Origin of the sequence: Neolewinella antarctica (assembly GCF_011927835.1) — a bacterium.
Taxonomy (GTDB): Bacteria; Bacteroidota; Bacteroidia; order Chitinophagales; family Saprospiraceae; genus Neolewinella; species Neolewinella antarctica.
In genome coordinates, this window is the sequence record NZ_JAATJH010000011.1 from 88,368 (window position 1) to 100,364 (window position 11,997).

Genomic DNA, 11,997 nt, shown 5'->3' on the forward strand with positions numbered 1-11,997 from the left:
GCGTGTAACCTACATACTACTCGTCATCAGTAAGTCGATGTCCGTGCTCCGCATTTCAAATCTTCGGCCCAGGTAAGTATTGGTCAGGCAGCCCTTAAAGGTGTACACGCCGTGGCGCATGCCTTTGTTACGAATGATAAAGTCGTTGAACGACCGCGCCCCGTCCGCCCGCAGCAGAATTGGGACGAGAATGTTACTAACCGCGATGCTGGCCGTCCGCCCCACCCGGCTGGCGATGTTGGGAACGCAGCAGTGCGTCACGTCGTGCTTCACGAAAGTAGGGTTGTCGAGGCTAGTCAGGTGGCTCGTTCCGAAGCACCCACCCTGGTCGATACTCACGTCGATGATGACCGACCCCGGCTGCATCCCCCGCACCATGTCTTCACTCACCACCACCGGCGTCCGTCCTTCCTTGGAGTGGATTGCGCCGATGGCTACGTCCGCAGTGAGGAGCTCGCGCCGTAAGTAAATGGGGTTGAGCGCGCTCGTGTAAAGCTGGCAGCCTACGTTGTTCTGCAGACGCATCAATTTGTGAATATTGTCGTCGAATACGCGTACTTCAGCTCCCATACCGAGCGCGGTCCGCGTGGCGTATTCAGCAACGACGCCGCCGCCCAGGATAACGATCTTCGCACTCGGCACGCCGGAGATGCCGCCGAGTAAGACGCCGGGTCCACCGCGGCTTCCGGCGAGTAATTCCGCCGCCATCTGAATGGCCGTGATGCCGGCCATTTCACTCATGATGCGGACGATGGGGAAGCAGCCCTCCTCATCCCGGAGGTATTCCATGGCAATAGCCACGATGCGTTTGTGCTTGAGGCGGAAAAGATATTCGGACGTGATGATGGGTAGCTGGAGGGGAGAAATGAGAATCGTCCCCGGCTGCATCATGTCGATTTCATCGAGCGTCGGTGGCGCTACTTTAATGATGATCTTCGACTTCATGTACACCTCCATTGCGGAGTGCGCAATTTCGCCGCCGTGCTCGCTGTAGTCGTGGTCGGTAAAATTACTGGGCGTACCGGCTCCCGTTTCGACGAGCACCCGGTGGCCCCGGCTCGTCAGGTTGGCCACCCCGCTCGGCACGAGACTTACACGCCGTTCCTGTAGGGTGATTTCCTTTGGGATACCGATGAAAAGGCTTTCCCCTTTGGTGTCAACCAGCAAGGTTTCGGTCATCGTCTGGCCGTAACCGGACGTAAGTTCGTCGGGTAAGGATACCTTGGGTCGGTCTTGCTCGGTGCTACTCATCGCTGGTTTCGTGGCCGTGGGAAATGCTCAGGCGCCGCGACTGGCCGCCGGGGGCGTGTTCGAGGTGCAAATGAACAACGCCCGACCCCAGAAGTGGTTCTATCACGGCTGGCCATTCGACGAAGGCGGCCACAAAATCACGCCCGAATAATTCTTCCAGCCCTGCGTCGAGCGCTTCTTCGATGGAATTGAGGCGGTAGCAATCCAGGTGGAAGATCGGCCCGTCGGTGGCCGCGTATTCGTTGACGATGGAGAAAGTCGGGCTCGACGTGGGTTCGATGACGCCCAATTGACGAGCCATTTCGGCGACTAATGTCGTTTTCCCCGCGCCTAATTCACCGGTTAGGGTGTAAATAGTGCCAGCAGGTTCATCCTTTAATAGCTGGGCGGCTATTTCCGAAAGGGCATCGAGGGTGTACTTCACACGATCATTTTTGTGCGGACGCCACTACAAAGTAGTGCGCTTAGGCCCGGAGGGTCGTCTCTCGTAGCGTGGGGATGCTTCCCCACGTTTTCGTTGCGTTGTTTTCGTTGCGTTGTTTTCGTTACGATGTTTTTGTTGTGAATCATCCGACACCAAACCCCGCCTGCGCATATAATATCCCTGCACCCGCGACCGCGCCAATTCATACATCATCCAGCACCTAACCTACATATACCCCAAAGCCATCACCAAAAACGTCAGCATAAACGGCATCGACACCCAGAACCATTGGTTCATAAAGACCAGCATCAACATGAAGATGACGAAGAAAACAAAAAAGTACAGCCAGTATTTGCGGCGGTCGGCGGGGGTGGAGTTGGTGGTAGCCATGTGATTAGTTTTTGGGAGGGGTAAAGATAAGGACGGGGAATTTTAGGGGATGTTCGGACGGGGAAGAGTTTCTTTAAGTATTTAGTGCTTTGATATTTCAAGCTACGAGTTTCCCTAGGCGGGAGGAAGGTTAGGCGGTAGGAAGGTTAGGCGGTAGGCTAGTAGGCGGTAGGGCTACCGCACTTTGGTTCGAAGATTTTTAAAGGCTCGGTAATACTTGTGAGCATTAAATCTTTTACGCTCGGGTCTCTACCGCCTACCAGCCTATCGCCTCTCTTTCTCCCTACCCCCTACTCTTCTTAATACCCCACCTCACTAGCCGCCGCCTCATCCAAAAACCAGATTAACTTCCCACTAGTCGGCTTAATGTGCGCCGTCGGGAAGTTCACCGCCCCGTTCTCTTGGTTGATGATCTGGGCAACGCGTTGCGTCTTGCCGTTACCCGTAATCAGAAAGCAGACTTCATCGGACGCGTTCAGGACTTTCCCGGTCATGGTAACGCGCTTCTGCCCGCTGTCCGGATGGGTAGCTACGGTGCAGATCTCGTCGCTGGCCATCATCTCCTTCATGTTGCTGGGGAAGATGGAGGCCGTATGCCCGTCGCCGCCCATACCGAGCATGTTGATGTCCAGGATCGGTAGCCCGTCGGAGTTGCTGGGGAGCAGCTGCATCATCTTTTCACCATAGGCTTTGGCGGCTTCTTCCGGTTCCAGGTTTGTCTGTACGGCGTGGATTTGGCTTTTCACTACTGGCACCTTGTCGAAAAGTAGCTTTTTGACTTCTCCGTAATTGCTTTCCGCATCATCGTGCGGCACCATCCGCTCGTCACCCCAGAAGAAGTGTAGTCGGCTCCAGTCGATCTTGTCTTGGTACTCCGCCGCCAGCAGATTGAATAGTAGCTTGGGTGTGCTACCACCGGACAGCGCCCAGAAGAGTGGGCCTTCTTTCTTTTTGTTAAGTTTAGCGACAATGTGGTCGGCGAAAGCGCGGGCTACGGCGGGGCCGTCGGTGGAGATTCTTAGATCGGGGTTGTAGGGCATGGGCTTGTCATTTATGGTGTGAGAAAGGTTGAGGGCATCTTGCCCGAACGCTCGTGCGGCAGCTTTTGCGACAGACCGCTACCGCACGTGCATTCGGGCTAGAAGCCCTCAACCTTTACCCAAACTTAATCATATTCAACAAATCCTCCGCACTCAAACTAGCACTCTGCTCCGTACCACTCAGTAAACTATCCGCCAAATCTCGCTTCTGGTGGTGCAGTTCCACGATCTTTTCTTCGATCGTGTTCTCACTGACGAAGCGGTAAACCGTAACTGGCCGTTGCTGCCCAATTCGGTGCGCCCGGTCGCTCGCCTGGTCTTCCACGGCGGGGTTCCACCAGGGGTCGAGGTGGAGGACGTAGTCGGCGGCGGTAAGGGTGAGGCCCGTTCCACCAGCTTTCAGACTGATGAGGAATACGTCGCCCTCGCCACGCTGGAAAGCCTGCACGGCCTCGTCGCGTTTTTTGCCCGGGGTCGACCCGTCCAAATATTGGTAAGGCACGTCCATCTCCTTCATCGCCGTTTCGACGATGCGTAAGTGACGAACGAACTGGGAGAAAATGAGGGCTTTGTGGCCACCTTCGCGCAGTTCCCGGACGGTTTCGATGATGAGTTCGAGCTTCGAACTATCGATATCAACGGTTGGGTCTACCATGCGCGGATTACACGCAGCCTGCCGTAGTTTCATCAACTCAGCCAGGATCTGGAAGCGGCGGTTCTGCCCATCGCTCTGGTCGATTTGTTCCAGCGCGTTCTGGCGGAGCGCCTCGTAAAAAGCACGTTCCTGGGACGATAGTTCGACCGTAAGCGTGACTTCCGTCTTCGCGGGCAGTTCTTCCAGTACTTCTTCTTTGCGCCGGCGCAGGATGAAGGGTTGGATCAAGCGGCGGAGTTGCTGCCGGCGCTCGTTATCGTTATTTTTCGTGATTGGAATGGTATACTTCTCGTTGAAGCGTTGGAACGTTCCGAGTAAGCCCGGATTGAGGAACTGGAACAGATTCCAAAGTTCTCCTAAGTGGTTCTCGATCGGCGTACCGGTGGTAGCAATTCGAAGGTCTCCCTGCAATGACATGGCGACTTGGCTCCGTTTCGTCCCCCGGTTTTTAATCGCTTGGGCTTCGTCCAAAATGATCGTACCAAAGCGTTTTGCGGCTAGGTTCTCTCCTTCGAAGGGCAGCAAACCGTAGCTGACGACGAGTACGTCGTACGGACCGACGGATTCAATCATCGTCGCACGGTCCGTTCCGCCCAGGAGAATCGGGTTGAGCGTAGGCGCGAATTTAGCCGCCTCCCGCATCCAGTTTCTGGTCACGGATGCGGGTGCAATGACGAGGGCGGGGCCGTCTTCGGCGCGGGCCAGCAGGCACGCGAGGCCCTGGATGGTTTTACCCAGGCCCATATCATCCGCCAAACAGGCGCCGACACCCCAGTTCGCCAGGCGCATCAGCCAGCGGAAACCATCTACCTGATAAGGCCGCAGTTCCGCACGGAAAGTAGAGGGTACCCGGGCAATGTTTTGTCCTACGGTTTGAATACGTTGGATCGATTCCCGCCAAGCCACGTCAGCTTCAAACTCGCCGAGCTGGTCGGCTACATCGTCGAGAATACCGGCGGCGAGTGGGTGCAGCTGCATTCCGTTCTCTCCCTTGCTCATCAAGCCTTCCATTTCGGAGAGCTTGCGGCGCAGAGATTCGGTAAGCGCCACGTACTGTCCCTCGCTGAGTTGGACAAACTGGCTCTGCTCGTTCTCCGCCACCTTTTCCATGAGCTCCCGGAAATTAATGACTTGGTTATCGTCGACGCGGAGTTCTCCTTCTACATCAAACCAACCGGCTTTCTCTTTTACACCGAGGCTGAGGTCACCAAAGTCAACGCTACCAACGAGTTTGATTCTTTCGCCCCGCGGGTGTTCGAGCACAATACGGCCGAGCGCTCGGAGGGGTTGGAGTTGTAAGAGAATACTCAAACACTCTTCCACCTCATCTACTTGCCATTCGTAATCGCGGTGGACAATCTTTTGTAGGGTCGGGCAGTCAAGGATCACTTCTTCGGCCAGTTCGATTTCTTTCGCCAGGTTGCGTTCCGCCAGGCGACGGTGACCGTCGTTATCGCCAATAACTTTGTTGCGGCCCTTTCCGGGTTTAAAGTACTGATCTTCTTCCGCTAGTGGCTTGACGAAAAATTCTACCTTAAAGGTATCCCCGATCGGCAGCAAATGCACGTACGTACGCTGGTCCGCTTTCGTCTGGTCGACGTCGTCGATGAGGCCATTCAGTGTGCTTTGGACTTCCACCATCTTCCCCAGGTTCCGGCTCACTTCCTGTACGCGGTGGCGCGCGCGTTTAGGTATTTCCAGCCCGTCACCAATCTGCCGGTGAATGGCATCGTGGTTATCGGTAACCTCGATTACTTGGTAACGCGTCGGTGTTTCTTTGACGACCTGTACACCCGTCCCCTTGAAGTCCTGTGCGAAGCGGACAAACAGGCGGTTATCACCTTCCTCGATCAGTAATTGTGGGTTACGACGAACTAAGTCCACCCCGACCGCAGAGTTCTTAATCAGGTATAAATGCGGGTGACCGACGAGGGCCAACAGCGCATCTTCGTACCGGATCGTATAGCTATTCGCGGGTTGGTATTTTGTGGCGTCGTCTTCAATTGTTTGAGTAACGCTCACGTCCTGAGGAGTCATCCCTTCCACGTCGCCGGATTTAACGCGCTTGAGCGACACCTTCCGGCCCTTCGACCAAGAACCATTCTTACCGAGTGTTTGCTCGCGGGGCTCCAGTTCCTGCGTTTCGAAGTCGACGAACCAGACGAAGCGGGAGGTTTTCTTCGCTTTTTTCCCGTTTGCGGACCCGCCCATCGTCATGGTGGCCAGCACTTCCAGCGCGCGTTCCCAAGGCTCGATGCGGGGCATGGCGTCGGCGAGGGAGTAGATGCGCAGTTCGTCGCTGAGGGCGGTGGCGCGTTCGGCGAAGGCCTGGCGGGCATCCTGATTGTCGTGACGGAGGGAGAGGACTTTTGTGAGTTCCATTTCCATCCAGCGGTAGCCGTTGGTGTGGGCTTTGTCCCGGAGGGCATCGAGGCGGGCTAACTCTTCCGTGCTGGCGGGCTCGGAGTTGCTGGTCGTCCAGAGATCGTAGAGCGCTTTAAAGGTAAGCGTGAAGGCATTTTGCTCGACGCTTTCCAGTCCGTTGATGGCGATGAGTTGGGCGGCTTCGTCGTTGCGCAAGTACGCGTGTAGCGCTTTAAACACTAAGTAAGTCCCTCCCAAACGGAGATTGTGAACGGGCTCGATCTTATCCAGCTTCCGACCAAATCCGTCGGCACTCTGTACCCCGCCGTGGCGGAGCATGGACAACAGGTACAGGTAACCGGCCAGGTGTGCCGGAAACTTATCGGCGTTTTCCCGTCGGTAGCCTTTTTTGACGGTACCAATTAACTCTTCGGCACCTTCATCATCGTCGCGTAGTACGCGGTAAATTAGGTTATTGGCCGCTTGGCGCCAGTCGTCCGTTTCGAGGTCGGCCCAGAGTTGTAGTCTCGACCAGGAGCCCTGGAGGACGAATGCTTCCGCTAGCAATTCCCGCATGGCTCCCGCGTCCGCGTCCCTAATTCCGTCGTACTGCTCCAAAAATTCAATGAGGGGCGCGAGGGGTTCCAAGTTATCCAGCGCTGCGCGGAAGGCCCGGTCGACGCTGATCACGCGCCAGGCGGCGGGGAGGGTTTCGACCCAGCGGGCGTTGAAATTATCGAACAGCGGATCGATGAAAAAGCCGGCGAGGGCGCGGTCCGGATAGAACGTCTCCGTGTCTTTCTGCAGACGGTCGAATTGGCTTTCGTTCTGGAGGTAAAAGTTGATCCGAATCTCCCGCATGAGGGCGCGGGCGCTGCTGGGCTGCCAGTACGTTTTGTAGGGCAGTTCCCGGCGGATCTCGTTCAGCAGGTGGCTGAAGTCCGGTCGGCGGCTGGCGCGGCGCATCACCGTTTCGCTGATCTCGGGCGAGATGCGCCAGGAACGATCGTCGTGGTTGAGGACCAGCCCCATCTCGGATAACTTATGGACCATCACCTCCGTCACGGCGTGCGTAAAGCGCGGCTCGCCCGGGGGCGGGTTCAGGCCGATCTTGTTGAGTAGACGGGATAGGTCCAGGACGGATCGCTCCTCGTAAACCATGCTCAGGACGACGATTATGTCGCGTTCGGTGGTGCTCAGGGCGGTCCAGGTTTCTCGAAAATTGCCGTTCATTCAGTTGGGGTTAACCCCGTTTAAAGGTCTGGCGGGAAGGTTTGGTTGCCCTACGGGTTGGTTTTTTGGGGTTGGGAAATTGCTTAGGGTGTAAGGGGTTGACTGCTAGGGGTTGGGGTGGGGAATAAAAATGAGGGAGACGAAAATGAGGATAACGAAAACCCGGGGCACGAAGCGGGTTACGCCGCGTTCGTACCCCGGGATAGCTAGTTGACCCTTTCAGCGTCTTGCGCTTAGCCTAATTCGTCCAGAAATTTCTGTTCGGTCACGATCGTGACGGCAGCCTGGGGTCTGTCTTCTTCCGTTTGGCGGACGTTGCCGCCGAGGTTTTCCAGCTCGCGGAGGAGCGCGGCACCATCGGGGTTAGACAGGTCACACCCCGTCATAAGATAACGGCCCGATGACCGTCACCTCTCACCAAAAACAGCAAGCGATGATTGGTATCTTTACCCCAGACCCCAACCTCCCCACCGTCATGTCGATAACCCACCGGCCCGCCATCCATCTTCTTACAGCGGCTTTATTCTTCCGATCACGTTACTTGCTGATGGCGGCAGGTTGCGCGGTGGCTGTTTTACTTACCTCCTGCGCCGTGACGAAATCTGAAGTCGAAGGCAATCAACCCGTAGTATTTCCAATTGCCAAGGGGTGGGCCGAAAATTCAGTCAACGCGGTGGTGTTCCGAAGGAATTCCGTCGTTTCGGATGAAACGCACCAGTATGTTGCCTATTACAACGCCGCCGGTAAGCTAATGCTGGCCAAGCGTAGACTCGGCTCGGCCGACTGGGAAATCAAGGAAACACCCTATTCCGGTAATACCCGGGACGCCCACAACACCATCAGCATCATGCTCGACGGCGACGGCTACCTCCACGTCTCCTGGGACCACCACGGGCACCAGCTTCGTTACTCCCGGAGTGTCGCTCCGGGCTCGCTCGACCTGACGGAAAAGATGGCCATGACCGGTGACTTGGAAAATAAAGTAACCTATCCGGAATTCCACCGACTTGCCAATGGCAACCTCATTTTTCTGTACCGGGACGGAAGCTCGGGGGCGGGCGACCTCATCATGAAAAAATACGATACCGGCAAGCGGGAATGGGTTTTACTGCACGCACCGATCATCGACGGCGAAGGTGCCCGCAACGCTTACTGGCAGATGTGCGCCGATAAGCTGGGCGGCCTCCACCTGTCGTGGGTCTGGCGGGCGTCGAGCGACGTGGCCACGAACCACGACATCGCCTACGCCAAATCACTGGATGGCGGCGTAACGTGGCAAAAGTCGACGGGAGAAATGTACCAACTTCCGATCACCGCGGAGCAGTCGGAATACGCGGCCATAATCCCAATGAACAGTGAGCTGATCAACACGACGTCCATGTGCGCGGACGAGGCGGGCAACCCGTACATCGCTAACTACTGGCGGCGGGGGGATTCGGACGTACCCCAGTACCACGCCGTTTACCACCGGGGCGGGTCGTGGCGCGTGAGCCAGGTTACGAACCGAACGACGAATTTCTCCCTCAGCGGTAGCGGTTCCAAGCGCATCCCCCTTTCCCGGCCGCAAATTCTAGCCGCCACCAACGATGGAAAAGAGCGGCTGTACCTGATCTACCGCGACGAAGAGCGGCAAAACGGGGTTTCGGTAGCCATCTGCGAAGACGTGGATAAGATGGAGTGGAAAACGGAATACCTCTACGCGCAGTCCGTCGGGTTCTGGGAGCCCAGTTACGATACCGAACGTTGGAAACGGGACGGTATATTAAGCCTGTACCTGCAATTCGTGGAACAGGGCGACGCAGAGGGGACAGTGGCTCACAAGCCGACGATGGTCTCCGTGCTGGACTGGCAACCGCGGTAGGCTAGACCGCCTGAACAGAATACGGTTCCCGCTATGAAACGGCTTCCTTCAGCAAGCTCCAATACACGGGTGGCGCGCCTCGGGCACCGAACCGTTCCGGGGCCGGGTGTAATTCATGTCGTCGTTTTGATTCGCTACGAATGTGGGCTGCGCTACTTTTTCAAGGTCTTTCAGGATCGGAGCCATCTTATCCTAAAGTATCCAAGAATTCCTGCTCCGTCATAATCTTCACCGTCCCCAACGCCTCCGCTTTCTTCAGCTTGGAGCCCGGCTTCTCCCCCACTACCAGAATGTCCAGTTTTCCAGAAACAGCGGAGACAATACGCGCGCCGGCAGCCTTGGCTTTATTCTGCGCCTCCTTGCGCGAAAGCTGTTGCATAGAACCGGTAAACAACATCGCTTTGTCGATGAAGGGACCTTCCGTAACGGCCGCTTGGGGCTTATCCGCCTCCGTCTGGTAGATGTTGACGCCGAGGTCCGCTAGCTCGCGGAGGAGCGCGACGTTACTTGGGTCGGCGTACCACTCGGTCACGTTCTGCGCCACCGTGGGGCCGATATCTTTGATGTTGGTGAACTGTTCTTCCGTCCAGTGCTCCAGGTCGAGGGCGCTGTCGATGTTCTGGGCGACCAATTGACTGGCTTTCTTACCGAAATGGTGAATAGAAAGGGAGTAAAGCACGCGCCACAAAGGGCTTTGCTTCGCCTTATCGACCGCTTTTTCGAGGTTCGCCGCCGAGCGTTTCCCAAAACCTTCCAGCGCGGCAATCTCGTCGTAGGGCAGCCGGTACACATCCGCAATGCCGTTCAACCAGCCCTGCTCGTTGAAAATATCGACGTAGCGTTTGCCCATCCCGTCGATGTCCATGGAGGCTTTCGAGACGTGAAAAATGATGCGCTGGAGCGTCCGGCCGGTGCATTCGTAGTTTGGGCAACGGACGGCCGCTGCGCCTTCCGCGCGGACGAGGCCGGTGCCGCAAAAAGGACATTCGGTCAGGAATTCGATCGGTCGTTCGGTGCCGTCGCGTAAATCCGCAAGGGGTTTGACGATGTAGGGAATTACGTCGCCAGCCCGTTCGAGCAGGACTTTATCACCAATGCGAAGATCTTTGTCCCGGATAAAATCTTCGTTGTGCAGGCTCACGCTGGAGATCATCACGCCGGCCAGGGAGACGGGGACGGTCTTGGCCACCGGGGTGATCGTACCGATCTTACCGATCTGGTAATCCACCCCTTCCAGGATGGTCGTCGCTTGGCGCGCGGCGAATTTATAGGCAATCGCCCAGCGGGGGTGGTGGCTGGTGTAGCCGGCGCGTTCCTGCAGCACGAGGTCGTCTACTTTCACGACCATGCCGTCAATTTCGTAGGGGTACTCTTCCCTTTGCTCCTCCCACTTCACACAGAATCCCGCGGCCGCGCCAATGTTGCCTACGCTGATGCGCTCGTAATCGGTGGCGGGGACTTTGAAACCGAGTTCCGTCAGCACGTCCATCGCCCGGGTGTGGGTGCCGAGGGCCTCCACGGCGTCGTTGCCGTCCGCGTCCACGCCGTAGCCGAAGCTATAAATGAAGGCTTCCAGATTTTTGTCGGCGACCTCGGTGGGGGATTTCATGCGCATGCCGCCAGTGGCCGTGTTGCGGGGGTTGGCGTAGAGCGTTTGGCCGGCCGCTGCGCGCTGCTTGTTCATCTCCAAAAAACGGTCTTTGCGGATGATGACTTCGCCGCGAATCTCCACTTTGTGCAGGCCATATTTACTAAAGTTCGCCGTTAGCGGAATTGAGCGAATGACGCGGGCGTTGTGCGTCATCTCCTCGCCGAGTACCCCGTTACCCCGGGTGGCGGCGCGGACGAGCTGATCGTTTTCGTAGACGAGCACGATCGTGCCACCGTCGTATTTCGGCTCGACCGCGTAGGCCAGCTCTTCATCCTCCTCCATGTTGAGCATGCGCTTGACTTGCTTGTCGAATTCGGCCAAATCCTCGGCGTTGTAGCTGTTCCCGAGGCTGAGCATCGGGACAAGATGGGGCACGCTTTGGAAGTCGCCCGTCAGGTCGGAGCCGACGCGCTGGGTGGGGCTGTCCGGGGTGATCAGGTCGGGATTTTCTTCCTCGATCCCTTCAAGTAATTTGAAGAGTTCGTCGTATTCTTTGTCGCTCAGCACGGGGTCGTCCTGCACGTAGTAGCGCCATTCGTGGTAGCGGAGCAGGGCACCCAGTTCGCTGGCTTGTTCGGCCGCTTCCCCCGGGGCTTCTCCGGCCAGGTAATCTTTGGATTGTTGGTAGAAGGCGGCTTGTTGTTGGGGGGTGGCTTGCATTGGGGTGCGCTATTTGGGGCGCGCAAGATAGGGCGCGGTCGCGGGTGCGGGGGTTACCCGGGAAGAGCTATGGCAAATACAGCTAACTCCGTAAGCTACCTTTTCGATAGACGACGGATGAAGCGAGATCGACGATATTCAGTTGGCCACGCTGCTACTAAGGGTGGTTGACCCCATCAGAAATATGGGATATAGACTCGTCTTGGTGAGAAGGCTGAATTGTGGTTCCAATTACTGTGTATTTAGATTTCCCCACACAGTTTATGCTGAAGGACTACCCTGTAAATATGCTGTACCGAAGGATCCTGAATTACTCCTCGTTGAAGACCAAGGTACGCGTCGCTAACAAATAAATTTACTAGATCCTATTCAGCAATGGTCCGGGGAGGTTTAGCATAGTGTAATCAAGAAAAACGGGCAAGTCCGTATCTTGGAAGTAACTACACATTCCCGATATGACTTGCCCTA

8 protein-coding genes are annotated in these 11,997 nt (G+C 56.5%); 1 reads left to right on the forward strand and 7 read right to left on the reverse strand.

The genetic code is table 11. From position 1 onward, the window contains the following. Positions 1-9: 9 nt before the first annotated feature. The 6 genes from GGR27_RS19050 to GGR27_RS19075 all read right to left on the reverse strand — a co-directional run bounded on the left by GGR27_RS19050 (position 10) and on the right by GGR27_RS19075 (position 7,743). Positions 10-1,251, reverse strand: coding sequence for an alanine dehydrogenase (locus GGR27_RS19050; RefSeq protein ID WP_168040373.1), 1,242 nt, complete (start codon positions 1,249-1,251; stop codon positions 10-12). Further along, complete coding sequence (tsaE, locus tag GGR27_RS19055) at positions 1,244-1,675, reverse strand: tRNA (adenosine(37)-N6)-threonylcarbamoyltransferase complex ATPase subunit type 1 TsaE (protein ID WP_168040375.1); 432 nt, start codon at positions 1,673-1,675, stop codon at positions 1,244-1,246. The genes GGR27_RS19050 and tsaE overlap by 8 nt, the downstream gene beginning before the upstream one ends. 225 nt (positions 1,676-1,900) lie before the next feature. Next, positions 1,901-2,065, reverse strand: a complete 165-nt coding sequence (locus tag GGR27_RS19060) for a hypothetical protein (RefSeq protein ID WP_168040377.1) — start codon at positions 2,063-2,065, stop codon at positions 1,901-1,903. Positions 2,066-2,364: 299 nt separating this feature from the next. Next, positions 2,365-3,105, reverse strand: coding sequence for a 6-phosphogluconolactonase (pgl, locus tag GGR27_RS19065; RefSeq protein ID WP_168040379.1), 741 nt, complete (start codon positions 3,103-3,105; stop codon positions 2,365-2,367). Between the two features lie 115 nt (positions 3,106-3,220). After that, positions 3,221-7,357, reverse strand: a complete 4,137-nt coding sequence (locus GGR27_RS19070; protein WP_168040381.1) for a DEAD/DEAH box helicase — start codon at positions 7,355-7,357, stop codon at positions 3,221-3,223. A 233-nt stretch (positions 7,358-7,590) separates the two neighbouring features. Then, positions 7,591-7,743, reverse strand: coding sequence for a hypothetical protein (locus GGR27_RS19075; protein ID WP_168040383.1), 153 nt, complete (start codon positions 7,741-7,743; stop codon positions 7,591-7,593). A 14-nt stretch (positions 7,744-7,757) separates the two neighbouring features. Between GGR27_RS19075 and GGR27_RS19080 the strand changes: the two genes are divergently transcribed. Next, positions 7,758-9,218: a BNR repeat-containing protein gene (locus GGR27_RS19080; RefSeq protein ID WP_209038004.1), complete on the forward strand. Its 1,461-nt coding sequence runs from the start codon at positions 7,758-7,760 to the stop codon at positions 9,216-9,218. Positions 9,219-9,405: 187 nt separating this feature from the next. Here GGR27_RS19080 and ligA read toward each other — a convergent pair whose 3' ends face one another. After that, positions 9,406-11,529: an NAD-dependent DNA ligase LigA gene (gene ligA / locus GGR27_RS19085; protein WP_168040385.1), complete on the reverse strand. Its 2,124-nt coding sequence runs from the start codon at positions 11,527-11,529 to the stop codon at positions 9,406-9,408. Positions 11,530-11,997 lie beyond the last annotated feature (468 nt).

Bases quoted from the DNA above. Each gene is read 5' to 3' on its own strand.
- pgl (WP_168040379.1), bottom strand. From the start codon at position 3,105: ATGCCCTACAACCCCGATCTAAGAATCTCCACCGACGGCCCCGCCGTA.
- GGR27_RS19050 (WP_168040373.1), bottom strand. From the start codon at position 1,251: ATGAGTAGCACCGAGCAAGACCGACCCAAGGTATCCTTACCCGACGAA.
- GGR27_RS19060 (WP_168040377.1), bottom strand. From the start codon at position 2,065: ATGGCTACCACCAACTCCACCCCCGCCGACCGCCGCAAATACTGGCTG.
- ligA (WP_168040385.1), bottom strand. From the start codon at position 11,529: ATGCAAGCCACCCCCCAACAACAAGCCGCCTTCTACCAACAATCCAAA.
- GGR27_RS19075 (WP_168040383.1), bottom strand. From the start codon at position 7,743: ATGACGGGGTGTGACCTGTCTAACCCCGATGGTGCCGCGCTCCTCCGC.
- GGR27_RS19080 (WP_209038004.1), top strand. From the start codon at position 7,758: ATGACCGTCACCTCTCACCAAAAACAGCAAGCGATGATTGGTATCTTT.
- GGR27_RS19070 (WP_168040381.1), bottom strand. From the start codon at position 7,357: ATGAACGGCAATTTTCGAGAAACCTGGACCGCCCTGAGCACCACCGAA.